The sequence below is a fragment of the Paracoccus sp. S-4012 genome, assembly GCF_009674885.1.
Classification (GTDB): domain Bacteria; phylum Pseudomonadota; class Alphaproteobacteria; order Rhodobacterales; family Rhodobacteraceae; genus Paracoccus.
In genome coordinates, this window is the sequence record NZ_WKKA01000001.1 from 463,305 (window position 1) to 486,401 (window position 23,097).

The window sequence follows — 23,097 nt, forward strand, 5'->3', positions numbered from 1 at the left end:
TGGAAACCACGTACCCTACACGGACGTAGGGTGCGTGCTCTGCACGCACCGCCGCCCGCTCAATCCCGCAGCAGCTCGTTGATGCTCGTCTTGCTCCGCGTCTTCGCGTCCACGCGCTTCACGATCACCGCGCAGTAGAGATGCACACCGCCCTTCGACGGCATCGACCCGGCGACCACGACCGAGCCCGCCGGCACCTCGCCATAGCTCACCGCGCCCGTCTCGCGGTCGAGGATCTTCGTGGACTGCCCCAGGAACACCCCCATTCCGAGGACCGATCCCTCGCGCACGATCACCCCCTCGACCACCTCCGAGCGGGCGCCGATGAAGCAGTCGTCCTCGATGATCGTCGGACCCGCCTGCATCGGCTCCAGCACGCCGCCGATGCCGACGCCGCCCGACAGGTGCACCCGCGCGCCGATCTGGGCGCAGCTGCCGACCGTGGCCCAGGTGTCGACCATCGTGCCCTCGCCGACGTAAGCGCCGAGGTTCACGAAGGAAGGCATCAGCACCACGCCCTTGCCGATGAAGGCCGAACGGCGGACGATGCTGCCGGGCACCGCGCGGAAGCCCGCCGCGCGCCATTCCTCAGGTCCCCAGCCCTTGAACTTGGTGTCCACCTTGTCCCACCAGCTGCTGTCCTGCGGCGCGCCGGGCATCGGCTCCATGTCGCGCAAGCGGAAGCCCAGCAGCACCGCCTTCTTGGCCCATTGATGCACCCGCCAGCTGCCGTCCGCGTCCCGCTCGGCCACCCGCAGCAGCCCGCGGTCGAGCGCCTCGAGCGTCTCCTCGATCGCCTCGCGGGTGCCGCCGCCGGTCTCGGGCGTGATCGCCTCGCGCGCGTCCCAGGCGGCTTCGATCGCGGTCTCGAGGCGCTGCAGGTCGTCGGGGGTGGGAATGGCGGTCATCGGGCAGTCCTCCGGCGGGGTGGCGTAAACTCGGCTTGGCCTATATGGCGGCGGCCGGGCGCGCAATGCGGGCCCTGACAACCGGAAGGACCGCCGATGACCGATGAGGAGCGCCACCAGAACGTCTTCCGCCGCAGCCCGGAGGATGCGGCGGTCGCGGAGCGCGATCCCTCGACGCCGCAGACCCGCGCGCCGTCCTATCGCCTGGCGTTCCTCGACACTGATTTCATGCTGCGCGAGGATCTCCGGCCCGTGCGCCTGCAGCTGGAACTCCTGAAGCCCGAGATCGTGATGGACGAGCGCGGCATCCGCTCGACCGTCGTCATGTTCGGCGGCTCCCGCATCCCGCCCCCCGAGGCCGCCGACCTCGCCGCGACGCCCACGCTGCGCGACCTGACCCACTTCTACGCCGAAGCCGAGCGCTTCGCCTATCTCGTGACCGAGCGCAGCATGGCCCATTACGGCCATGAATGGGTGATCTGCACCGGCGGCGGCCCCGGCGTCATGGAGGCCGGCAACAAGGGCGCGCAAGAGGCCGGGGGGCACTCCATCGGTCTTGGCATCGTGCTGCCGCACGAGCAGGCGCCGAACCTTTATGTCACCCCCGACCTCAGCTTCAACTTCCACTATTTCGCCATCCGCAAGATGCATTTCCTGATGCGGGCGCGGGCGATCACGGTCTTTCCGGGCGGCTTCGGCACGCTCGACGAGCTGTTCGAGTCGCTGACCCTGATCCAGACCGGGCGCATGCGGCGGGTGCCGTTCCTGCTGTTCGGGCGCGAGTTCTGGGAGCGGATCGTGAATTGGGAGGCGCTCGCCGAGGCAGGCACGATCTCGCGCGAGGACCTCGACCTCTTCACCTATGTCGAGACCGCGGAGGAGGCCATCGCGATCCTCGACGCGGCGCCCGAGGACCCCTGCTGAGCCTCAGCGGCGGGCGAGCATCAGCCAGACCCCGGCGAAGGTCAGGGCGGCGGCGAGCGGGAACACCGGCGTCAGCCGCTCGCCCAGCAGCAGGACCGCCCCGAGCGGACCCGCGATGCCAGCAACGGGGCCGATCAGCGACAGCATGACCGGGCCGCCGGCCTGCTGGAGGCGGAAATAGGTGATGTATTGCGCCGTCAGCACGGCGACGAGGGCGAGAGCCACGGGCCAGACGCCGGGAGCGGCGAGGCCGCGCACAGCGGCAGAGCCTTCCACCACGAGGGCCAGCGGCAGGGCGCAAACCGCCGTGCCAAGCAGCATCATCCCGGCGAGGAAGATCGGTGCCGCGCCCGGCGGCCAGTAACGCGTGCGGTAGACGTTGCCGAGCGCAAGGAAGAACGGGATCGCCGTTGCCGCCAGCGTCCAGCCGACGCTGCCCGTCCCGGCGGCGAGCTGCCCCGCCGTCAGCACCACCCCGCCGCCGAGGCCCAGCAGCACCGCCAGCAGCCTGCGGGGCGAGCGGCCCTCGAGCCCGATCAGCCGCGCCAGCACCCAGGTCAGCAGGATCGGCAGCGCGTGCATGAAGGCGACATAGCCCGCGCCCGCATGGGCGACCGAGCTCCACGCCACCGCCGCCGGCAGCGCCATCAGCAGACCCGACCCGGCGGAATAGGCCAGCACCCGGCGCGTGAGCGGCCCCAGCTGGCCGCTCGCGCGGGCAATCGCCAGTTCCGCCAGCCCTGCGCCTGCCATCGCCGCCACGAGCAGCCACAGCATCGGCGCGCCGCGGTCGGCGCCGACGCGGGCGAGCAGGATCGACGCGGCGAGCAGCGTGCCGGTCACGGTGAGGTAGAACGGCACCCGCCCCTGTTCGGCGCGAGCCGGGGCGGAGGCGGGATGCATCAGCGTTGCGGGTGCAGGTGGCCTGCGAAGGCGTCGAATACCGTCCGGTAGACCTCGCGCTTGAAGGGCACGATCTTCTCTATCAGCGCTTCGGGGGCCATCCATCGCCAGCGGTCGAACTCGGCATGCTCGGTCGCGATGTCGATGTCGCGGTCCTCGCCGAGGAAGCGCATCAGGAACCACTTCTGCCGCTGGCCGCAGAACTGGCCCTTCCAGATGCGGCCGAGCAACTCGGGCGGCAGGTCGTAGAGGACCCAGTCCGCCTCGCCCTCGATCTCGACATGGGCCGGGGCGACGCCGGTCTCCTCGCCCAACTCGCGAAGGGCGGCCTCGCGCGGGGTCTCGCCCGCGTCGATGCCGCCCTGGGGCATCTGCCAGGCGTCGGTCGGGTTGTCGATGCGGCGGCCGGCGAAGACGAGGCCCTGGCGGTTGACCAGCACCACCCCGGCGCAGGGCCGGTAGGGCAGGCCGAGGGCGCCGCGGGCGTTCTCGGCGTCGCTCTGGGCGCCCATGCCCCGGCTCACTCGGTCGCGGGCCGCGGCTCGGGCGCGTCCTCGCCCTCCGCCGCGGGTGCGGCCGGCGCCGCCTCGACCGGCGCGGCATCCGTCCCGCCCGCCTCCGGCGCAAGCTCCGACACCGGCGCGCCTCCGGTGCCGCTGCCCTCGCCGGTCACCGCGGGCTTCGCCGCCGCGGGCACCTGATCGGCGTCATAGGCGACCGCCGAGAGGCCCTTGAGGATGTCCACGGCATAGGCGAGCTGGTAGTCCTCCTCGCGCAGCGCCGCCGAGGCCTCGGCGGCTTCCATCTCGGCCTCGATCTGGCGCTTCTGGTCGTCCGTGATGCTGTCGTTGTTCAGCGCCCCGCGCAGGTCGGCCTCCGAGCGGTTGAAGCTCGACGCCGAGCGCGGCGTGTTCGCGTCCTCCTCCTCGGTCTCGGCGGTCTGCGGGCCAAGCTGCGCGCGCGGCTGCGCCACCACGATGTCCGGGCTGATGCCGAGCGCCTGGATCGAGCGGCCGGAGGGCGTGTAGTAGCGCGCCGTCGTCAGCCGGATGGCGCTGTCGGCGGTCACGGGCATGACCGTCTGCACCGAGCCCTTGCCGAAGCTGCGCTCCCCCACCACGATCGCGCGGCGCTGATCCTGCAACGCCCCCGCCACGATCTCGGAGGCCGAGGCCGAGCCCCCGTTGATGAGGACCACCATCGGCTTGCCCTGCGCCAGATCGCCCGCCTCCGCGTTCCAGCGTTCGGTATCCTCCTCGTGGCGGCCGCGGGTCGAGACGATCTCGCCCTTGTCGAGGAAGGCGTCCGAGACGCTGATCGCCTGATCGAGCAGCCCGCCGGGGTTGTTGCGCAGGTCCAGCACGAAGCCGGTAATGCGGTCGATGCCGCCCGCTTCCTCGACCGCCTTCGCCAGCTCGGTCTCCAGCGTCGAGAGGGTCTCGTCGTTGAAGGTGGTCACGCGCAGCACGATCGCGCCGCCCTCGGTGCGGGTCCGCACCACGGTCAGCCGGATCGTGTCGCGGGTCATGGTGAGGTCGAAGGGCTCGGTCTCGCCCTGCCGCAGGATGGTGATGGTGATGTCCGAGCCGACCGGCCCGCGCATCTTGTCCACCGCCTCGTCGAGCGTGAGGCTCATCAGGCTCTCGCCGTTCACATGGGTGATGAAGTCGCCGGCCAGCACGCCCGCCTCGGCCGCCGGGGTGCCGTCCATCGGCGCGATGACCTTGACCAGCCCCTCCTCCATCGACACCTCGATCCCGAGGCCGCCGAAGCTGCCGCGGGTCTGGGTCTGCATGTCGGCATAATCGTCGCTGCTCAGGAACGACGAATGCGGGTCGAGCGAGGTCAGCATGCCGTTGATCGCCGCCTCGATCAGTTCGCGGTCGTCGGCCTGCTCGACATAGTCCTGGCGCACGCGCTCGAACACGTTGCCGAAAAGCTCGAGCTGTTCGTAGACCGAGGCGTTCTTCGACGCCTCCTGCGCGATCAGCGGACCGGCAAGCTGCGTGGTGAGAAGCAGCCCGGCAAGCGCGCCGCCGAATCCGGCGAGAAGGTAGGTCTTCATCCGTCTGTCCCGTCCTCTGCGGCCCCGTCCGTCGCCGGCGCCAGTGTCACGTTGCCCGTCGCGTCCGCCGCGCTCTCCGCGAGGTCGGGTTCGGCGGCGTCGCCGCTCGGCTCGGCCTCGGCCGCGCCCGGCGCAAGCGGAGGCGCCACGGCATTGGCCACGAACCAGTCGGCGGGGTCGAGCGTTTCCTTGCCTTTCCGCAACTCGATGTAGAGCGTCTCGGCCTCCGGCGCATCGGTCCCGCGGGCGGCATCGACGACAAAGTTCACGCCGAACTCGCGCGGGGTGCCTTCGGCCCCGCCCATGAGGCCCACCGGATCGCCCGCCGCCAGCACGTCGCCGGTCTCGCCGAACACCTGCGCGAGCCCGGCGAAGACCAGAAGATAGCCGCGCGACGGTTCGAGGATCATCACGTTGCCGTAATCCAGCAGCGGCCCGCGGAAGCGGATCGTCGCGGACCACGGCGTGGTGACGAGGGCGCGGGGCCGGGTGGCGACGACGATGCCGGGCCGGGGCACGCCCGCGCGGTCGGCCTCGCCGTAGCCGCGCAGGACGGTGCCCATGACCGGCATCGGCAGGCCCCCCTCGGCCCCCTCGAAATCGGTGAGCGGCGGGCCGACATCGGCCTCGAGCGACGCCACGCCGGTGGCGAGGGCGTCGAGGCTGTCGGCCGAGGCGGTCAGCGCCTGCAGCTCCGCCGGATCGTCGAGGAAGCGCGTCGGGATCGTCGAGCGGTCGGTGACGGCCGAGGCCAGCAGCCGCCGCGCCTCCTGCACGCGGCCCAGCCCCTCGGCCAGCGTGACCGCCGCTGCCTCCTGCACCCGGCGCACCTCGGCGATCTCGTCGAGGCCCCGCCGCATCGCCTCGGCTTCGGCCTGAAGGGCGGGCGCGACGGTGGCCATCACGAGGCCCGAGCGCGCCGTCGCCTCGGCCCCGGCGGGATGCAGCAGCAGCGTCGTCTCGGGCGCGCGCTCGACCGTCGCCATGACGGCGAGGACGCGGCCGAGCGTGTCGCGGCGCGCGTTGAAGGCGGCGCGGATCTCGGACTCGCGGGCCGAGGCGCGGCGCAGCCCATCGCGCAGCGCCGCCTGCGCCTCCTCGTAGGCGCGGATGAGGCCGGTCAGCGCCACGACCTGATCGTCGGCGCTCAGCGCCTGCTCGAGCCGCGCGGTCGCCTCGCGGATCGACGCCGCGGCCGCCATGGTCTCGGCCGCAGCCGTCGCCGCCGCGGAGGGCACCTGCGCGCCGGGAGCCTCGGACACGGCCTGCGAGCCCGCGGGGGCGGCGATGAGTGCCGCCACCGTCAGCGCGGCGAGGAACGGCCGCCTCATGCGCGTTCGATCAGCGAGCGGCCGGTCATCTCCGGCGGCTGGTCGAGGCCCATCAGGTCGAGAACCGTGGGCGCGATGTCCGCGAGCCGCCCGTCGCGCAGCCGCGCGCCCGGCGGGCCGCCATGGACGATCACCGGCACCGGGTTCAGCGTATGCGCGGTGTGCGGGCCGTTCGTCACCGGGTCCCACATCTGGTCGCAGTTGCCGTGATCGGCGCAGATCACCGCCGCCCCACCGACCGCATCGAGCGCCGCGACCATCGCGCCGAGGCCGTGGTCCACCGCCTCGCAGGCGCGGATCGCGGCGGGCAGGCTGCCGGTGTGGCCGACCATGTCGGGGTTGGCGTAGTTCACCACGATCAGGTCGTAGCTCCCGCCAATCGCCTCCACGAGGCGGGCCGTAACCTCGGGCGCGCTCATCTCGGGCTGCAGGTCGTAGGTCGCGACCTTGGGCGAGGCGGGCATCACTCGGTCCTCGCCCGGCTCCGGCGCCTCGCGGCCGCCGTTGAGGAAGAAGGTGACGTGCGGGTATTTCTCGGTCTCGGCGATGCGGAACTGGCGCAGGTGTTTCGAGGCCACCCAGTCGCCCAGCGTGTTCGTCAGCTGCGGCTTGGGATACATCGCTGCCATGAAGTCATAGTTGGCCGCGTAGTCGGCCATGCCGATGACCGCGGCCCAGGCGGGACGGCGGCCGGGGTCGAAGGCGTCGAAGCCGGGCTGCGCGAGCGCCGCCATGATCTCGCGCGCGCGGTCGGCACGGAAGTTGAGGCAGAAGAGCCCGTCGCCGTCCCGCGCGCCGTCATAGCCCGCGATCACCGCCGGCTCGATGAACTCGTCGGTGACGCCCTTCCTGTGCGAGGCGGCCACTGCCTCCGGCGCGTCGATGGCCGGCGTCCCCTCGCCATGCAGGATCGCCGCGGCGGCGCGCGCCACCCGCTCCCACCGATGATCGCGGTCCATCGCCCAGTAGCGGCCGGTCACGGTGCCGATGCAGGCCCCTTGAGGCAGGTTCCCGGCAAGCTCGGTCAGGAACCCGAGGCCGCTGTCGGGCGCCACGTCGCGGCCGTCGGTGATGGCGTGGATCACCACCGGCACGCCCTCGGCCGCGATCAGCGCTGCGGCGGCCTGCAGGTGGCGGATGTGGCCGTGGACGCCGCCGTCCGAGGCGATCCCCAGCAGATGCGCCCGCCCGCCCGTCGCCTTCAGCTTCTCGACGAAGCCGGTCAGCGAGGGGTTGCGCCCGAAGCTGCCCTCCTCGAGCGCGAGGTCGATCTGGCCGAGGTCCATCGCCACCACCCGGCCCGCGCCGATGTTGGTGTGCCCGACTTCCGAGTTGCCCATCTGCCCGCGCGGCAGGCCCACGTCCGGGCCATGGGTCACGAGCGTCGCGTGCGGGTCATGCGCCCAGAGGCGGTCGAAATGCGGGGTGCTCGCCTGCGCCGGCGCGCTCCACTCGGGCACGGGGCCGATGCCCCAGCCGTCGAGGATGCAGAGCACCACGGGTTTCGGCATGACGTCTCTCCGCTCCGGTCGCGGGGGGCGTTCTACGCCGCGCGGTTGTGCCCGGCAACCGCAGGCGCGCGCTCTAGCGCGTCATCAGCCGCATGAGCCAGCGGAAGCGCGCCCCGTAGGGCGGCGCCATCATGCCCATCGCGTTGCGCCGCGACTGCGCGAAGACCGGCATCATGTGCGACATGCGCCGGAAACCCGCCTCGCCGTGATAGGCGCCCATGCCGCTGTCGCCGACGCCGCCGAAGGGCAGGGCGGCGGGTCCGGCGTGCAGCAGCGTGTCGTTGAGCGTGACGCCGCCGGCGAGGACGTGGCCGAGGATGTGCGCGCGCGCCTCGGGGTCGTCGGTGAAGGGGTAGAAGGCGAGGGGGCGGGGACGCGGGGCGATCTCGGAAACCGCGTCTTGCAGGCGGCGATAGGGCAGGATCGGCAGAATGGGGCCGAAGATCTCCTCGCGCATGAGGCAGGTATCCGCGGGCGCATCGAGGACGGCGACCGGCGGCAGCAGCCGCTCGCCCGCATCGGGCTGCGCGTCGGTCAACGGCACGAGGCGCGCGCCGGACGCCTCGGCCTCATCGAGCCAGCCTGTCAGGCGCGCGAACTGGCGGTCGTTGATGATGCGGCTGTAGTGGGGGCTCTCGGCCAGCCGCGGATAGTGGCGGCGGGTCCAGCCGCTCGCGGCGTCGAGGAAGGCCTCCACCCTGTCCTCGGGCACGAAGACATGATCCGGCGCGATGCAAGTCTGCCCCGCGTTCAGCAGCTTCCCCGCCATGATCCGCCCTGCCGCGTTCTTCAGCCGCGCGCCGGCCACATCCAGGGCAATCAGCGCCGGCGACTTGCCGCCGAGTTCCAGCGTCACCGGCGTCAGGTTCGGCGCCGCCGCCGCCATGACCCGGCGCCCGACCTCGGTCGAGCCGGTGAACAGCAGGTGGTCGAAGGGCAGGCGGGTGAAGGCTTCGGCAGTGTCGGGGCCGCCGAGGACGACCGAAAGCTCTTCGGCGTCGAACCGCGCCTCGGCGAGCGCGGCGAAGGTCTCCGCGAAGGCGGGCGCGTGTTCCGAAAGCTTCAGCATCGCCCGGTTGCCGGCCACGAAGGCCGATGTCAGCGGCCCGACCGAGAGCATCAGCGGATAGTTCCAGGGCGCGACGATGCCGACGACGCCCAAGGGTCGCTGCTCGATCCGCCCCGTGGCGGGCCAGAACCACCGGCCGAGCGAGGTCCGACGGGGCCGCATCCAGCGTTGCCCCTGCCGAAGCGCGTCGCCGAGGCCGTCGAGGACCGGGAAGACCTCGGCCAGTTCGCTCTCCGCCGCGGGCCGCCGGCCGAAATCCTCAGCGATCGCCTCCGCCAGGGCCTTGCGGCCGTCGCGAACGAGGGCGCGCAGGCGCGTGAGGCGGTCGCGGCGCTGCTCCCATGGGACGACGGGAAGCGCGCGGGCAGCGGTGTGGATGGCGTTGAAGCGGGCGCGGAGTTCGGCGGGGTCCATGCGGCCACAACCGCGCGGCGCGCGCCGCGTTCCCCTTGCGGCCGCGCGCCGGATTTGAGACCTGCGCCCGATGACGAGCGTGAGCGAACTCTACGAGGCGCGGGTGCGGGCGGGCGCGCTGGAGGGCGATCCGGCCCAGCGGGGCGTGCTGCCCGCGCTCGACCGCGTGACCGCGGGCCTCGCCGCAGCACCGGCGGCCGCGAATGGCGGCTGGCTCGGGCGGTTCTTCGGCACGCCTGCGCCCGCCGCCGAGCGCGCGCGCGGCCTCTATCTCTGGGGCGGCGTCGGGCGGGGCAAGTCGATGCTGATGGACCTCGTGATGGAGGCGGCACCGCTGCGCGAAAAGCGCCGGGTCCATTTCCACGCCTTCATGCAGGAGATCCAAGCCGGTCTGAACGAGGCCCGCCGCGCCGGCGCGCAGGACGCGGTGCGCCCGGTGGCCGAGCGGGTCGCCGCGGAGGCGCGGCTTCTCTGCTTCGACGAGATGCAGATCACCGACATCGCCGACGCGATGATCGTCGGGCGGCTGTTCCAGATCCTGTTCGAGAAAGGGGTGACGGTGGTCACGACCTCGAACCGGGTGCCCGAGGACCTCTACAAGAACGGCCTGAACCGCGAGCTGTTCCTGCCCTTCATCGCGCTCATCCGCGAGCGGATGGAGGTGGTGGAACTCGCCAGTCCCCGCGATCATCGGCAGGACCGGCTGCATGGCGGGCAGGTCTGGTTCACGCCGCTCGGCGCCGATGCCGAGCGGGCGATGGACCGCCTCTGGGCGGACCTCACCGATTGCGCCGAGACCCCGCCGCTGGAGCTGGAGGTCCACGGCCGCCGCCTGTCGCTGGGCGCGGTCTGCGAGCGGGTGGCGCGGGCGAGCTTCTGGGAACTCTGCGGCCGCCCCCTCGGCCCCGCGGACTTCCTCGCCGTGGCGGAGGCCGTGGACGTGCTGCTGATCGACGCCATACCCCGCCTCTCGGCCGCGAACTTCAACGAGGCGCGTCGGTTCGTGACGCTGATCGACGCGCTCTACGAGGCGAAGGTGCGGCTCATCGCCTCCGCCGCCGACCGCCCTGCGAGCCTCTATGTCGAGGGCGAGGGGGCGTTCGAGTTCGAGCGGACGGCGAGCCGGCTCATGGAGATGCAGGCGGCGGATTGGGGGCGGTAGCGGCTGCTGCGCAGCGGAGGCTGCCGCGCAAGGGATTGGGGCGAGTGACCCAATCCCGCTTGGTCCGACGAAGATGCGAAACAGAGGGTCCGCGCACGCACGAAGGTGGGCGCGATCGCGCCCGCCTGTGGGGCGGGCGGGCGCGGACCCGTCCGCTTTGGCGGACGGGCGGCACATAGCTGAAAGGTCAGGAGAGAGGGGCGACCCTTGCATCCCTCCCGTCCGCGTGGGCATCCTCCGCCCGCTTATGAGGAGGCCAAGAATGCGCTACAGCCGGGACATGCGGGGCTATGGGGAGGTCACGCCCGATCCGCAATGGCCGGGCGGCGCGCGCATAGCGGTCAGCCTGGTCCTCAACTACGAGGAAGGCGGCGAGAACAGCGTCGAGCATGGCGACGCCGCCTCCGAGGCGTTCCTGTCCGAGATCGCGGGCGCGCAGCCCTGGCCGGGGCAGCGGCACTGGAACATGGAGTCGATCTACGACTACGGCGCCCGCGCCGGGTTCTGGCGGCTCCACCGGATGCTCTCGGGCCTGCCGGTCACGGTCTTCGGGGTCGCCACGGCGCTTGCCCGCGCGCCCGAGCAGGTCGCGGCCATGCAGCGCGCCGGCTGGGAGATTGCCACGCACGGGCTGAAATGGATCGACTACCGCGACATCCCGCGCGACACCGAGGCCGCGCATCTGGCCGAGGCCGTGGCGCTGCACACCCGCGTCACGGGTGAGCGGCCGCGGGGTTTCTACCAGGGCCGCGCCTCGATGAACACGGTGGCGCTCGGCTGCGAGGAGGGGGGCTTCGACTGGCTCTCGGACAGCTACGCCGACGAGCTGCCCTACTGGATCGAGCATGAGGGGCGGCCGCAACTGGTGATCCCCTACACGCTCGATGCCAACGACATGCGCTTCGCGGCCGGCAGCATGAGCACCGGGGAGGATTTCTTCGCCTATCTGCGCGACAGCTTCGACTGCCTCTGGCGTGAGGGCGGCCATGGCGCGGCGAGGATGATGTCAGTGGGCCTGCATTGCCGCCTCGCCGGTCGGCCAGGCCGGGCCGAGGGGCTGCGGCGGTTCCTCGACCATGTGCGCGACCATGAGGGCGTCTGGCTCGCCACCCGCGGCCAGATCGCGGAGCACTGGCGCCGCACCCACCTTTTCGTGGCGCGCGAGCGGATCTCGCGCATGGACCGCGCCCGCTTCATGGCGCGCTTCGGCGGCGTCTTCGAGCATTCGCCCTGGGTGGCGGAGCGCTTCTTCGACGGCGAAGTCGGCCCGGTCCACGACAGCCCCGCGGGCCTCGCCGCCGGCATGGCGCAAGCGTTCCGCGGCGGCTCGGACGCGGAGCGGCTGGCGGTGCTGCGCGCCCATCCGGACCTCGCCGGGAAGCTGGCGGCGGCACGACGGCTGACGGTCGAGAGCACGGCCGAGCAGGCCTCGGCCGGCCTCGACGCGCTGACCGATGCCGAACGCGCGCACTTCGAGGCGCTGAACGCGGCCTATGTCGAAAAGCACGGCTTTCCCTTCATCATCGCCGTCCGCGACCATGACAAGCAGGGCATCCTCGCCGCCTTCGAGCGGCGGGTCGCCCATGATACTGCGGCCGAGCGGGCCGAGGCCGAGCGGCAGGTGGAGCGGATTGCCGCGCTCAGGATCGCCGCGGCGATGGAGGATGGGGCATGACCGACGACACCCGCGAGCCGCTGCCCGAGACCCCGGACGAGGCGGTCGGCGGCCCGGCCACTGCGCCCACCGGCGACCCCGCGCCCGCGCTGCCGCGTGCGCCCGCCCCGCGCGCCGCGCCGCCCTATGCCGGCCCGGTCAGCGGCCTGCCGCCGCAGACCGGCCTGACCACCGACACCGCGGTCTTCACCGAGGCCTACGCCGTCATCCCGCGCACCGTCATGCGCGACATCGTCACCTCCTACCTGCCCGGCTGGCAGGGGATGCGGATGTGGATGCTGGCCCGCCCGCTGACCGGCTTCGCGGAGACCTTCTCGCAATATGTCGTCGAACTGGCCGAGGGCGGCGGGTGCGACACCCCCGAGGACGACCCCGAGGTGCAGGCGGCCCTCTTCGTCACCGGCGGCGAGATGGACGTGACCATCGGCGGCGCCCGCCACCGCCTGCGCGAGGGCGGCTTTGCCTATATCCCGCCGGGGATGGCATGGTCCGTCCACAACGCCACGCGCGGCAACGCCGGTTTCCACTGGTTCCGCAAGCGCTGGCAGCCCGCCGCCGGGATCGCGCCACCCGACCCGATCGTGACCAGCGACGCCGAGGTCGAGCCCTCGCCCATGCCCGACACCGAGGGCGCCTGGGCCACCACGCGCTTCGTCGACCCGGCCGACATGCGCCACGACATGCACGTCACCATCGTGACCTTCCGCCCGGGCGGCTCGATCCCCTTCGCCGAGACGCATGTGATGGAGCACGGGCTCTATGTGCTGGAAGGCAAGGCGGTGTATCGCCTGAACCGTGACTGGGTCGAGGTCGGGCCGGGAGACTTCATGTGGCTGCGCGCCTTCTGCCCGCAGGCCTGCTATGCGGGCGGGCCGGGGCGGTTCCGGTATCTGCTCTACAAGGACGTGAACCGGCACGCGCCGCTCTGGCCGCTGCGGTAAGGCCGGGGGCTTCGCGCCCCCGAACCCCCGCGGGATATTTGAGGACAGAAGAATGCAGCAGATACACGCGCGGGCGCTGACGGCCGAGGCGTTCGCGCCGTTCGGCGAGGTGATCGCGCCGCGGGCGGAGCCGACGCGGATCATCAATGCCGGGCGTTGCGAGCGGCATCATGCGCTCGGGCGGGTGACGGTCGAGGGAGGCGAGGCGGTCATCTCAATCTTCCGCAGCGAAGGGGTGGAACTGCCTTATATCTGCCGGCTGGTCGAGCGGCATCCGCTGGGGAGCCAGGCGTTCATGCCGCTCGGGGCTGCGCCGTGGCTCTCGGTCGTGGCCGAGGATGCGGGCGGGCGGCCGGGCGCCGTGCGGGCGTTTCTGGTGCCCTCCAGGGTGGGGCTGAACCTGCGCGCCGGAGTCTGGCACGGGGTGCTGACGCCGCTCGGCGGGGCGGCGGATTTCCTCGTCGTGGACCGGGAGGGGCCGGGGGCGAACCTCGAGGAGGTGGAGATCCAGCCGGTGGAGATCGTCGCGTGAGGCCGTCGCTGAAGTTCGAGCGCGCGGCACTGGCCGAAGGCGCGCTGCTGGTCGCGGGCGTGGACGAGGTCGGGCGTGGGCCGCTCGCCGGGCCGGTGACGGCGGCGGCGGTGATCCTGCCCGCGCGCGGGATTCCGCGGGGGATCGACGACAGCAAGAAGCTGACCGCCCCCGCGCGCGAGAAGCTGGCGGCGCGGATCATGGCGGTGGCGGAGGTCTCGGTCGCCCATGCCAGCGTCGAGGAGATCGACGCGCTGAACATCTACTGGGCCAGCCACCTGGCCATGCGCCGCGCCGTCGCGGGCCTGACGCGCCGCCCCTGCGTGGCGCTGATCGATGGCAACCGCATCCCGGCCGATCTCGGCTGCGAGGGGCGAGCGGTGGTCTCGGGCGATGCGCTATGCCTTTCGATCGCGGCGGCCTCGATCATCGCCAAGGTGTTGCGCGATCGCATCATGGTGGATTTGGCGCAACAGCATCCTGCCTATGGGTGGGAGCGGAACGCGGGTTACGGCACCGCCGAGCACCGCGCCGCGCTTGAACGCCACGGGCCGACCACACACCATCGCCGCGGCTTCAGGCCGGTGCACAACATCTTGTGCCAAGAAGAAACAGCAACCGGTTGATTCAATAAAGCTTTTGACGCGGCGATTCGGTTCGGCCAGATTCTGTCCACAAGAGACCGGCACAGGCCGGCATGGGGCAGACAGATGCGAACGACCGAGACACCGGGCCGCGCCACGGCGCGCGCCCTGCCGCTGGACCGCATCCTTGCGGGCGATTGCATCGAGGTGATGGCGGGCCTGCCAGACGCCTCGGTCGATCTGGTCTTCGCCGATCCGCCCTACAACCTGCAGCTCAAGGGCACGCTGCACCGGCCCGACAACAGCCGCGTCGCCGCCGTGGACGACGCCTGGGACCAGTTCGGCAGCTTCGCCGCCTACGACGCCTTCACCCGCGCCTGGCTGGCCGAGGCGCGGCGGGTGTTGAAACCGGACGGCGCGCTGTGGGTGATTGGCAGCTACCACAACATCTTCCGCGTGGGCAGCGCGCTGCAGGACCTCGGCTTCTGGATCCTCAACGATGTCATCTGGCGCAAGTCGAACCCGATGCCGAACTTCCGCGGCAAGCGGCTGACCAACGCGCATGAGACGCTGATCTGGGCCAGCCGCTCGGAGGGCGCGCGCTACCGCTTCAACTACGAGGCGCTGAAGGCGCTGAATGACGGCGTGCAGATGCGCTCGGACTGGACCTTCCCGATCTGCACCGGGGGCGAGCGGCTGAAGGGCGCCGATGGCGCCAAGGCCCATCCGACCCAGAAGCCCGAGGCGCTGCTGCACCGGGTCCTGGTCGGCACGACCGAGCCGGGCGACGTGGTGCTGGACCCGTTCTTCGGCACCGGCACGACCGGCGCGATGGCGAAGATGCTGGGCCGCCACTGGATCGGGATCGAGCGCGAGGCCGGCTACATCGCCGTGGCCGAGGCGCGGTTGGCGAAGGTGCGCCGGGTCGAGGACGCGGCGCTGGCCGTCACCACGCCCAAGCGCGCCGAGCCGCGGGTGCCCTTCGGCCAGGTGGTCGAGCGGGGCATGCTGCGGCCGGGCGAGGAGCTGCATTCGCTCAACGGCCGCCACAGCGCGCGGGTGCGCGCCGACGGCACGCTGATCGGGCGCGACGTGAGGGGCTCGATCCACCAGGTCGGCGCCGCGCTCGAGGGGGCGCCGTCCTGCAATGGCTGGACCTTCTGGCACTTCCGCCGCGAGGGCGCGCTGATCCCGATCGACCTCCTGCGCCAGCAGATCCGGGCCGAGATGGAGGCCGAGACAAGGCCCTCCTGACCCTTTCCCGTTCGCCGGAGTCCCGACCGCGTGGATTACCCGCGGTTCGGGGCCAACTTGGCCCCGCCTCGGCCGATGCGCCGTGGCGGGGCTATTTTCTTGAGCGCAACGGCCTGGCACGTGCGAGGCTCTTGACCCGTCCGCCTCACAGCGCCGAGCGCGGCATCGGCGTCTCGCCCCGCGTGTAGGGGCCCCAGTCCTCGATCTCGGGATAGAACTGCCGCCGCCACGCCCGCACGCGGGGGTTCATCCGGCGCCGCCAGAGAGGCGGGATCAGGGCCACGAAGGTCATCAGCGGGTAGCCGTGCGGCAGCTGCGGGGCCTCGTCCTCGGCGTAGGTTTGCAGCAGCGGGAAGCGGCGGTCGGGCTTGTAGTGGTGGTCCGAATGGCGCTGCAGGTTGATGAGCAGCCAGTTCGTCGCGGTATGGGCCGAGTTCCAGGAATGACGAGGCATCACATGCTCGTAGCGGCCATTCCCGAGGTATTTTCGAACGAGCCCGTAATGCTCGACGTAGTTCGTCAGCTCAAGTTGCCAGACGGCGACGAAGGCCTGCCAGACTAACAGCAGCGCCCCCTCCCAGCCGCCGATCAGGGCGGCGAGGGCCAGCATCCCGAGTTGCAGCGCAGCGTAGCGCCAGAAGGGATTGCGGCGGTCCCAGACTGTGCGCTTCGCGCGGGCGAGCAGGTTGCGTTCCGCGCGCCACGCGCTGCGCGGGCAGTCGCGCAGGACGCGCAGGAAGAAGCGGTGGAAGCCCTCGTTGTAGCGGGCCGAGACCGCGTCGCGGGGCGTCGCCACCCAGGAGTGATGGACCAGCAGATGCTCGGTGCGGAAGTGGGAATAGAGCACGCTCGCCAGCAGCAGGTCGCCCAGCCACCGCTCGAACCCGACCCGCTGGTGGAGCAGCTCGTGGGCATAGACGATGCCGATGGTGCCGGAGGCGACGCCGATGCCGAAGAAGAGGCCGATCTTCTCCCAGCCCGACAGGTGGCCGGTGTGGGTCACGTACCAGAGCGTGCCGAAGATCAGCACGAACTGGATCGGGAACCAGGCCCAGGTGATCGCGCGATACCAGAAGAGCTGCTCGAGCGGCGTCTCGGTGTCGGGGTTCGCCTCGTTGAGGCCCAGGACTGCGTCGAGGCCCGTGACCAGATACCACGCATAGGCCGGCAGCAGCAGGAACCACCCCGCGCCTTGGGTCGCCGCGAGGACGACCAGCGGCACCATCCCGAGGGAGAGCCAGAACGGAAGGGCGTCGCGCAGGCGGGGTCCGATCATGGCCGGGCCTATACGCGGCCGCGCCGGGCCGGGAAAGCCCCGCAGCGCTTGCCGGCGGCGTCCGGCAATGTTGTGATCGGGGCCAAGCAGCAGGGGAACGCCGCCGCGCCATGGACAACCTGACCCCGGAACTGGTGGAGGCGGCGCGGGGCGTCTGGACGCAGCTCTACAGCTTCCTGCGGATCATGACGCTGCCCTACCGGCTCTGGCAGCTGGCGGCGATCCTCGGCTTGATGGCGATTGCGCATCTGGCGCGGAACTGGCTCGCGCCGCGGCTGAACCTCTGGCTGAGGCAGCGGCAGAACTGGCCCAAGTGGCGGCTGCGGTTCGGCATCCTCGTGCAGCGCAAGCTGCGGGTGATCCTGTTCGCGGCTCTCAGCTGGGCCGTGGTGCTGGTCATGCGCGAGCTGACCTGGCCCTCGCGCAGCCAGCTGATCGCGCTTGCCGCCGCGCTCTCGGCCGCCTGGGTGGCGATCGAGTTCGCGGTGCGGATCATCGCCAACCGCACCTTCCGCCGCTGGGTCTGGTGGGGCCTCTGGATCTGGGTCACGCTGCATTTCTTCGATCTGACGACCTCGGTGGGGCGGGTCCTCGACAGCATCGCGCTCGCCATCGGCGACTACAGGCTGTCGGTGCTGGGGGTGCTGAAGGCGGTCGCACTGACGGCGCTACTGATCGTCGTCGGGCGGATCCTCTCGCGGCTGATCGCGGGCAGCATGGCGCGCAATGCCGACCTGACGCCGACCATGCGGGTGCTGCTGGCGAAGCTGCTGCAGATCGTGCTGCTGGTCGTCGCCGTGGTGACGGGGCTGCGCGCGCTCGGCCTCGACCTGACCGGGCTCACGGTGTTTTCCGGCGCCATCGGGCTCGGGATCGGCTTCGGGCTGCAGAAGGTGGTGTCGAACCTGATCTCGGGCGTCATCATCCTGCTCGACGAGTCGATCAAGCCCGGCGACGTGATCTCGCTGGGCGAGACCTTCGGCTGGATCGACGCGCTCGGCGCGCGCTACGTCTCGGTGGTCACGCGCGACGGCAAGGAATACCTGATCCCGAACGAGGACCTCGTCACCGGCCAGGTGGTCAACTGGTCGCATACCAACGACTTCGTGCGGCTCGACCTGGAATTCCGCTGCTCCTACGCGGACGACCCGCACGAGGTCAGCAAGACCGCGGTCAACGCGTCGATGACGGTCAAGCGCGTGCTGGCGCATCGCACGCCGGTCTGCTGGGTGACGGAGTTCAGCGATTTCTCGGTGCGCTACGTCCTGCGGTTCTGGATCTCGGACCCCGAGAGCGGGCTGACCAACGTGCGGGGCGAGGTCTATCTGGCCCTCTGGGACGCCTTCAAGAAGAAGGGCATCACCATTCCGCTGCCGCAGCGGGAAATCCGCATCGTGACCGACCCGCCCGACCCGCCGCCGGAGATCAACGACCCCGACGCGGACGCGAAGCCCTCGACGGCGATGACCTGAGCCTCACGCGCGCGGCTTGGCGCGGGTGGTCGGCTGGGCCGCGCGCGGGTCCTCGGGCCAGGGGTGGCGCGGGTAGCGGCCGCGCATCTCCTTGCGGACCTCGGGCCAGGAGCCGTCCCAGAAGCCCGGCAGGTCGGTCGTGACCTGCACCGGCCGCCCGGCAGGGGAGAGGAGCGCGATCCGCAGCGGCTGGCCGCCCACGGTCGGGTGGGCGCTGACGCCGTAGAGTTCGGGCAGCTTGACCTCGATCGAGGGTGTTTCTGCCGCGTAGTCGATCGGGATGCGGCGGCCGAGGGGCGTCTGGAAATGCGAGGGTGCGATCCGGTCGAGGGCTTGCCTCCCGTCCCAGCCGAGGCGGGCGAGGAGCGGCTCGCTCAGGTCGAGCCCGCGCAGGTCGGCGGCGGTGCGGCGGTGGTGGAGGAACGGCAGCAACCAGCCGGGATCGGCGAGCAGCGCGGCGTCGGACGTGTCCTCGCCGGTCAGCGCGATGCGGGCGCGGAGGCGCGCGGCGGCGGGGGTCCAGGGCAGGCCGAGGGCGCGCAGGCCATCGAGCGCGGCGGCGGCGATCGCCTCGGGGTCGGGATCGGGCAGCGGCGCGTCCGAGAGGGCGAGCGCGCCGAGCCGCTCCTGCCGCCGGGCGAGGACGCGGTTCTCGCGTGCGGACCAGACGACGCTGTCCTCGCGGGTGATGCGGCCGCCGTGGAGGGCGCGGAGTTCGGCCTCCGGCAGCGCCGCGGCGAGGCGGATGCGCGGCTCGCGCCCGGCGCCGTCGAGATCGAGGGCGACGATCAGGGGCGCGTCGCGGAGCGGGTCGGCCGCGTCCAGCACCGCGCCGCGGCCACCGGAGAGCAGGAAGCGCGGCGCCTCGCCGGGACGGCGCAGGCCGATCCGGTCGGGATAGGCGAGCGAGGCCATGCCGCCCGGCGAGAGGCCCGGATGCGGCGCGGTCGCGGGCGCAAGGCGGGCGAGGCGACGGGCCTCGGCGCGGATGCGGGCGAGGGCGGCGGCGTCGGCCTCGGCGGCCACGCGCCCGCCGCGGATGGCGGCGAGGCGCGGGGCCAGGTCGGCGCCCCCGCCGCGCAGCGGGTCCCGGTCGGAGAGCAGCGCCGCGATCTCCGCCGCCCCGCACCCGGCGCGCGCCAGCATGTGCCCCAGCCGCGGGTGCAGGGGCAGCTTCGCGAGCGCCTGCCCATGCCCGGTGATCCGCCCCTCGGCGTCGAGCGCGCCAAGCTGGGCCAGCAGCATCCGCGCCTCGGCAAGCGTCCCCGCGGGCGGCGGCGTGAGAAACGCCAGCCCCTCGCCCGCCTGGCTGCCCCAGGCGGCGAGTTCGAGGGCCAGCGGTGCGAGGTCGGCGGTCTCGATCTCGGGCGGCGCGAAACCCGGCATCGCGCCTTCCTCGGCCTTGGCCCAGAGGCGGTAGCACACCCCCGGCGCCACGCGCCCTGCACGGCCGCGGCGCTGCTCGGCCTCGGCCCGGCTCGCGCGCTCGGTCACGAGGCGCGACATGCCGGAGGCCGGATCGAAGCGGGCACGGCGGGCGCGGCCCGCGTCCACGACCACCGTGACGCCGGGAATGGTGAGGGATGTTTCCGCGATGCTGGTCGCCAGCACGATCCGCCGCGGCGCGTCCGGCGCGGGCGACGCAAGGGCGGCGCGTTGGGCGGCGTAGGGGAGGGCGCCGTAGAGCGGCAGCACCTCGGCCGGAAGGTCCGCAAGGAGGCCGAGGACGCGCCGGATCTCGCCCTCGCCCGGCAGGAAGGCGAGGATCGTGCCCTCGGCGGTCTCATCGAACGCCCGCGCGATCAGCCGCGCCGCCTCCGCCTCCAGCCGAACCCCGCCCGGCAAGGGCCGCTCGAGCCACCGCGTCTCCACCGGAAACGCCCGCCCCTCGGCCCGGATCACCGGCGCATCGTCCAGCAGAGCCGCGACCGGCGCGGCGTCCAGCGTCGCCGACATGACAACGACCCCAAGGTCCGGCCGCAACGCCCCCCGCGCCTCCCAGGCGAGCGCAAGGCCGAGGTCGGCGTTGAGGCTGCGCTCGTGGAACTCGTCGAAGATCACCGCGCCGATGCCCGGCAGCGAGGGGTCGGATTGCAGCATCCGCGTGAGGATGCCCTCGGTCACGACCTCGATCCGGGCGCCGGGCACCGCCTCGCCGCGGATGCGGAAGCCGACCGCGCCGCCGGGCGCCTCGCCGAGGGCCTCCGCCAGCCGCTGCGCGGCGGCGCGGGCGGCGAGGCGGCGGGGCTCCAGCATGACGATGCGGCCGCGAATGTCGGGCATCAGCGCGAGCGGGACGCGCGTGGTCTTGCCCGCGCCCGGCGGGGCGACGAGGACCGCCCGGCCCGCGCGCTGAAGCGCCGCGCGCAGTTCGGGGAGAACTGGATCGATGGGCAGCGGCTCGGTCACGGTGACGCTTATGCGACAGGGCGCGGGCGGCGGTCCAGCGGCGAGCCCTACACATCCCCCGCGGGCCCGCCTATCCTGCGCGGGCCGTCCAATGCAGGGGTCCATATGGGTCTGGGCGATCTCGCCGCCGACATGATGCAGGGCCTCGGGTTGTCGGACCCGGTGATGCGCCTCGGCGTGACGGGCCTCAGCCGCGCGGGCAAGACGGTGTTCATCACCTCGCTGGTCGCGAACCTCATGGACCGCGGCCGGATGCCCGCGCTGCGGGCCGCCGCCGACGGCTCGATCCGCGCCGCCTGGCTGCAACCGCAGCCCGACGACACCATCCCCCGCTTCGACTTCGAGCGCCACCTCGCCGCGCTCACCGGCCCCGAGCCGCACTGGCCCGAGGGCACCCGCGCCGTCAGCGAGCTGCGCCTGTCGCTGCGGGTGCAGCCGAAGGGGCTGTTCTCGGGGATGCGCGGGGTGCGCACGGTGCATCTCGACATCGTGGACTATCCCGGCGAGTGGCTGCTCGACCTGCGGCTGATGGAGCGCGACTTTTCCACCTGGTCCGCCGAGGTGCTGGAGCGCATGGACCGGCGACCGGGGGCCGAGGCGTTCCGCACGGCGCTGAACGCCGTCGACCGCGACGCCCGCTTCGACGAGGTCGAGGCGCAGCGCCTGACCGCCGCCTATACCGCGCATCTCGAGGCCGCCCGCGACGCCGGCTTTTCCGACGCGACGCCCGGGCGGTTCCTGCTTCCCGGCGAGCTCGCCGGGTCCCCCGCGCTGACCTTCGCGCCGCTCGCGCCGGAGCTTCGCGGCGCGAAGCTGTGGCGCGAGTTCGAGCGCCGCTTCGACGCCTACAAGGCCCGCGTCGTGCGCCCCTTCTTCCGCGACCACTTCGCCCGCATCGACCGGCAGGTGGTGCTGGTGGACGTGTTGGGCGCGATCCATGCCGGGCCGCAGGCGCTCGAGGACACGCGGCGGGCGATGGCCGACATCCTCTCGGCCTTTCGACCCGGCCGGGCGGGGTGGCTGGCGCAGCTTCTCGGCGGGCGGCGGGTGGAGCGCATCCTCTTCGCCGCGACCAAGGCCGACCACCTGCACCACACCCAGCACCCGCGCCTCGCGGCCATCGTCGGCGCAATGCTGCGCGAGGCCCGCGACCGCGCCGATTTCTCCGGCGCGCGGACCGAAGCGATGGCGATCGCGGCGCTGAGGACCACCACCGAGGACGTGATCCGCCAGAACGGCGATGTGCTGCCCGCCGTGCGCGGCACGCTGATGGACGGGCGGCAGGCGGCCTTCTATCCGGGCGAGCTGCCCGCCGATCCGGGCGAGCTGCTGACCCCGGCGCGCGACGGCGAGAGCCGCTGGCTCGACGCCGACTACGCGGTGATGAACTTCGCCCCGGCGCCCTCGACGCTGAAGCCCGGCGACGGCCCGCCGCATATCCGGCTCGACCGGGCGGCGGAGTTCTTGATCGGGGACCGGCTGTGAGCGACGAGGGCAAACGCCGCGGCCCGGTGCTGGTGGAGCTTGGCGGCCCCGCGCGCCCGCCGATCCCGCCGCGCGGCCCGGCGCCCGAGGGCCCGTCCCCGCCGCTGCGGGACGAGCCGGACGCGCCGCGCGTGGAAATGGCCTCCGGCCCCGCCCCATCCCCCGCCGACGCGCCTCCCATCGACGACGGCCTGCCCCCCGGCCCATCGCCCCGCGCGATGGACCTCGTCACCCGCCTCGCCGGACGCGAGCCCCCCGCCGCCGTGAAGCTGTTCGTGAATGCCGGCGGCGCGCTGCTGACCTTCATCCTGTCCGTCGCGGCGCTCGGCTTCATCGACGACCTGCTGACCCGCCACCCTCTGCTGGGCTGGATCGGGGTCGGCCTGTTCGCGCTCTTCACCCTCGCCACGCTGATCCTCGCCCTGCGCGAATACGCGGCCTACCGGCGGCTGCGGCGGCTCGACGCCATCCATCGCGACGCGAGAGCGGCCCTTACCGGCCGCGACCTCGCGCTTGCGCGGCATGCGGCCGACGCCCTCGACCACCTCTATGCCGGGCGCGATGAACTGGCCCGCGGGCGGCAGCGCCTGCGCGAGGCGCGCGCCGACAGCTACGACGCCGCTTCGCTGCTGGCGACCGCCGAGGCGGAACTCATGGCCGGCCTCGACCAGCAGGCCCGGCGCGAGATCGAGGCCGCCGCCCGCATCGTCGCCGCCGCCACCGCCATCGTTCCCATCGCCTTCGCCGACGTCGCTGCCGCGCTCTTCGCCAACCTCCGCATGATCCGCCGCATGGCCGAGATCTACGGCGGCCGCGCCGGGGCGGTCGGCGGCTGGCGGCTGGCGCGCACGGTGATGACGCATCTGGTAGCGACCGGCGCCGTGGCCGCGGGCGACGACCTGATCCACACCGTCGCCGGGGGCGGCGCCCTGGCGAAACTCTCGCGCCGCTTCGGCGAGGGGGTGGTCAACGGCGCTCTGACCGCCCGCGTCGGCATCGCCGCGATGGAGGTCTGCCGCCCGCTGCCCTTCATCCACCAGCCGAGGCCGCGGGTGGCGAACCTGCTGAGCCGTGGCTTGCAGGGGCTGTTCGGGCGCGAGGGCTGATCCGTTCCGGGGGGCGCTGCCCCCGCCGCCCGTTCGGGCGTCTCCCCCGGGATATTTTTTTTGCAGAAGCAGGCAG

Annotated in this window: 19 protein-coding genes; 10 read left to right on the top strand and 9 right to left on the bottom strand. The window is 72.4% G+C overall.

What is annotated here, in order from left to right:
- Positions 1-59: 59 nt before the first annotated feature.
- Positions 60-908 carry a 2,3,4,5-tetrahydropyridine-2,6-dicarboxylate N-succinyltransferase gene (gene dapD / locus GI374_RS02310; protein WP_154335380.1) on the bottom strand — a complete coding sequence of 283 codons (849 nt, stop codon included), beginning with the start codon at positions 906-908 and terminating at the stop codon, positions 60-62.
- 96 nt (positions 909-1,004) lie between these two features.
- Between dapD and GI374_RS02315 the strand changes: the two genes are divergently transcribed.
- A complete protein-coding gene (locus tag GI374_RS02315) occupies positions 1,005-1,832 on the top strand; it encodes an LOG family protein (protein WP_154335381.1) in 828 nt (275 codons plus the stop codon).
- A 3-nt stretch (positions 1,833-1,835) separates the two neighbouring features.
- Here the strand turns inward: GI374_RS02315 and GI374_RS02320 are convergent, their stop codons facing one another.
- The 6 genes from GI374_RS02320 to GI374_RS02345 all read right to left on the bottom strand — a co-directional run bounded on the left by GI374_RS02320 (position 1,836) and on the right by GI374_RS02345 (position 9,125).
- Positions 1,836-2,735 carry a DMT family transporter gene (locus GI374_RS02320; protein WP_154335382.1) on the bottom strand — a complete coding sequence of 300 codons (900 nt, stop codon included), beginning with the start codon at positions 2,733-2,735 and terminating at the stop codon, positions 1,836-1,838.
- A complete protein-coding gene (locus tag GI374_RS02325) occupies positions 2,735-3,247 on the bottom strand; it encodes an RNA pyrophosphohydrolase (RefSeq protein WP_154335383.1) in 513 nt (170 codons plus the stop codon). The genes GI374_RS02320 and GI374_RS02325 overlap by 1 nt, the downstream gene beginning before the upstream one ends.
- A gap of 8 nt (positions 3,248-3,255) precedes the next feature.
- Positions 3,256-4,800: a S41 family peptidase gene (locus tag GI374_RS02330; RefSeq protein WP_154335384.1), complete on the bottom strand. Its 1,545-nt coding sequence runs from the start codon at positions 4,798-4,800 to the stop codon at positions 3,256-3,258.
- A complete protein-coding gene (locus GI374_RS02335; protein WP_154335385.1) occupies positions 4,797-6,131 on the bottom strand; it encodes a murein hydrolase activator EnvC in 1,335 nt (444 codons plus the stop codon). Before GI374_RS02335 ends, GI374_RS02330 begins: the two co-directional genes overlap by 4 nt.
- Positions 6,128-7,642, bottom strand: a complete 1,515-nt coding sequence (gpmI, locus tag GI374_RS02340) for a 2,3-bisphosphoglycerate-independent phosphoglycerate mutase (RefSeq protein WP_154335386.1) — start codon at positions 7,640-7,642, stop codon at positions 6,128-6,130. The genes GI374_RS02335 and gpmI overlap by 4 nt, the downstream gene beginning before the upstream one ends.
- 73 nt (positions 7,643-7,715) lie before the next feature.
- On the bottom strand, positions 7,716-9,125 hold the full coding sequence (locus tag GI374_RS02345) for a coniferyl aldehyde dehydrogenase (RefSeq protein WP_154335387.1): 1,410 nt from the start codon (positions 9,123-9,125) through the stop codon (positions 7,716-7,718).
- A gap of 70 nt (positions 9,126-9,195) precedes the next feature.
- Between GI374_RS02345 and zapE the strand changes: the two genes are divergently transcribed.
- The 6 genes from zapE (at position 9,196) to GI374_RS02375 (ending at position 15,273) form a co-directional block, all read left to right on the top strand.
- Complete coding sequence (gene zapE, locus GI374_RS02350) at positions 9,196-10,287, top strand: cell division protein ZapE (protein WP_154335388.1); 1,092 nt, start codon at positions 9,196-9,198, stop codon at positions 10,285-10,287.
- A gap of 262 nt (positions 10,288-10,549) precedes the next feature.
- Positions 10,550-11,962 carry an allantoinase PuuE gene (gene puuE, locus GI374_RS02355; protein WP_154335389.1) on the top strand — a complete coding sequence of 471 codons (1,413 nt, stop codon included), beginning with the start codon at positions 10,550-10,552 and terminating at the stop codon, positions 11,960-11,962.
- Entirely contained in the window at positions 11,959-12,903 is a 945-nt protein-coding gene (locus GI374_RS02360) for a bifunctional allantoicase/(S)-ureidoglycine aminohydrolase (RefSeq protein WP_154335390.1), read from the top strand. Before puuE ends, GI374_RS02360 begins: the two co-directional genes overlap by 4 nt.
- A gap of 52 nt (positions 12,904-12,955) precedes the next feature.
- Positions 12,956-13,435, top strand: a complete 480-nt coding sequence (locus GI374_RS02365) for an ureidoglycolate lyase (RefSeq protein ID WP_154335391.1) — start codon at positions 12,956-12,958, stop codon at positions 13,433-13,435.
- Positions 13,432-14,061, top strand: a complete 630-nt coding sequence (locus GI374_RS02370; protein WP_370515095.1) for a ribonuclease HII — start codon at positions 13,432-13,434, stop codon at positions 14,059-14,061. The genes GI374_RS02365 and GI374_RS02370 overlap by 4 nt, the downstream gene beginning before the upstream one ends.
- A gap of 84 nt (positions 14,062-14,145) precedes the next feature.
- A complete protein-coding gene (locus GI374_RS02375; RefSeq protein ID WP_154335392.1) occupies positions 14,146-15,273 on the top strand; it encodes a site-specific DNA-methyltransferase in 1,128 nt (375 codons plus the stop codon).
- A 145-nt stretch (positions 15,274-15,418) separates the two neighbouring features.
- Here GI374_RS02375 and GI374_RS02380 read toward each other — a convergent pair whose 3' ends face one another.
- Positions 15,419-16,549: an alkane 1-monooxygenase gene (locus GI374_RS02380; RefSeq protein WP_154335393.1), complete on the bottom strand. Its 1,131-nt coding sequence runs from the start codon at positions 16,547-16,549 to the stop codon at positions 15,419-15,421.
- A 110-nt stretch (positions 16,550-16,659) separates the two neighbouring features.
- Between GI374_RS02380 and GI374_RS02385 the strand changes: the two genes are divergently transcribed.
- Positions 16,660-18,021 carry a mechanosensitive ion channel family protein gene (locus GI374_RS02385; protein ID WP_154335394.1) on the top strand — a complete coding sequence of 454 codons (1,362 nt, stop codon included), beginning with the start codon at positions 16,660-16,662 and terminating at the stop codon, positions 18,019-18,021.
- 3 nt (positions 18,022-18,024) lie between these two features.
- On the opposite strand, the gene hrpB is transcribed toward GI374_RS02385, so the two are convergent.
- On the bottom strand, positions 18,025-20,430 hold the full coding sequence (gene hrpB / locus GI374_RS02390) for an ATP-dependent helicase HrpB (protein WP_370515096.1): 2,406 nt from the start codon (positions 20,428-20,430) through the stop codon (positions 18,025-18,027).
- Between the two features lie 105 nt (positions 20,431-20,535).
- Here hrpB and GI374_RS02395 point away from each other — a divergent pair, with 105 nt between their 5' ends.
- Both GI374_RS02395 and GI374_RS02400 read left to right on the top strand, forming a co-directional pair.
- Complete coding sequence (locus tag GI374_RS02395; protein ID WP_154335396.1) at positions 20,536-21,915, top strand: YcjX family protein; 1,380 nt, start codon at positions 20,536-20,538, stop codon at positions 21,913-21,915.
- Positions 21,912-23,021: a YcjF family protein gene (locus GI374_RS02400; protein ID WP_370515097.1), complete on the top strand. Its 1,110-nt coding sequence runs from the start codon at positions 21,912-21,914 to the stop codon at positions 23,019-23,021. The genes GI374_RS02395 and GI374_RS02400 overlap by 4 nt, the downstream gene beginning before the upstream one ends.
- The last annotated feature ends 76 nt before the right edge of the window (positions 23,022-23,097 follow it).

Coding starts and splice junctions, on each gene's coding strand:
- dapD (WP_154335380.1), bottom strand. CDS start 908: ATGACCGCCATTCCCACCCCCGACGACCTGCAGCGCCTCGAGACCGCG.
- GI374_RS02315 (WP_154335381.1), top strand. CDS start 1,005: ATGACCGATGAGGAGCGCCACCAGAACGTCTTCCGCCGCAGCCCGGAG.
- GI374_RS02320 (WP_154335382.1), bottom strand. CDS start 2,735: ATGCATCCCGCCTCCGCCCCGGCTCGCGCCGAACAGGGGCGGGTGCCG.
- GI374_RS02325 (WP_154335383.1), bottom strand. CDS start 3,247: ATGGGCGCCCAGAGCGACGCCGAGAACGCCCGCGGCGCCCTCGGCCTG.
- GI374_RS02330 (WP_154335384.1), bottom strand. CDS start 4,800: ATGAAGACCTACCTTCTCGCCGGATTCGGCGGCGCGCTTGCCGGGCTG.
- GI374_RS02335 (WP_154335385.1), bottom strand. CDS start 6,131: ATGAGGCGGCCGTTCCTCGCCGCGCTGACGGTGGCGGCACTCATCGCC.
- gpmI (WP_154335386.1), bottom strand. CDS start 7,642: ATGCCGAAACCCGTGGTGCTCTGCATCCTCGACGGCTGGGGCATCGGC.
- GI374_RS02345 (WP_154335387.1), bottom strand. CDS start 9,125: ATGGACCCCGCCGAACTCCGCGCCCGCTTCAACGCCATCCACACCGCT.
- zapE (WP_154335388.1), top strand. CDS start 9,196: ATGACGAGCGTGAGCGAACTCTACGAGGCGCGGGTGCGGGCGGGCGCG.
- puuE (WP_154335389.1), top strand. CDS start 10,550: ATGCGCTACAGCCGGGACATGCGGGGCTATGGGGAGGTCACGCCCGAT.
- GI374_RS02360 (WP_154335390.1), top strand. CDS start 11,959: ATGACCGACGACACCCGCGAGCCGCTGCCCGAGACCCCGGACGAGGCG.
- GI374_RS02365 (WP_154335391.1), top strand. CDS start 12,956: ATGCAGCAGATACACGCGCGGGCGCTGACGGCCGAGGCGTTCGCGCCG.
- GI374_RS02375 (WP_154335392.1), top strand. CDS start 14,146: ATGCGAACGACCGAGACACCGGGCCGCGCCACGGCGCGCGCCCTGCCG.
- GI374_RS02380 (WP_154335393.1), bottom strand. CDS start 16,549: ATGATCGGACCCCGCCTGCGCGACGCCCTTCCGTTCTGGCTCTCCCTC.
- GI374_RS02385 (WP_154335394.1), top strand. CDS start 16,660: ATGGACAACCTGACCCCGGAACTGGTGGAGGCGGCGCGGGGCGTCTGG.
- GI374_RS02395 (WP_154335396.1), top strand. CDS start 20,536: ATGGGTCTGGGCGATCTCGCCGCCGACATGATGCAGGGCCTCGGGTTG.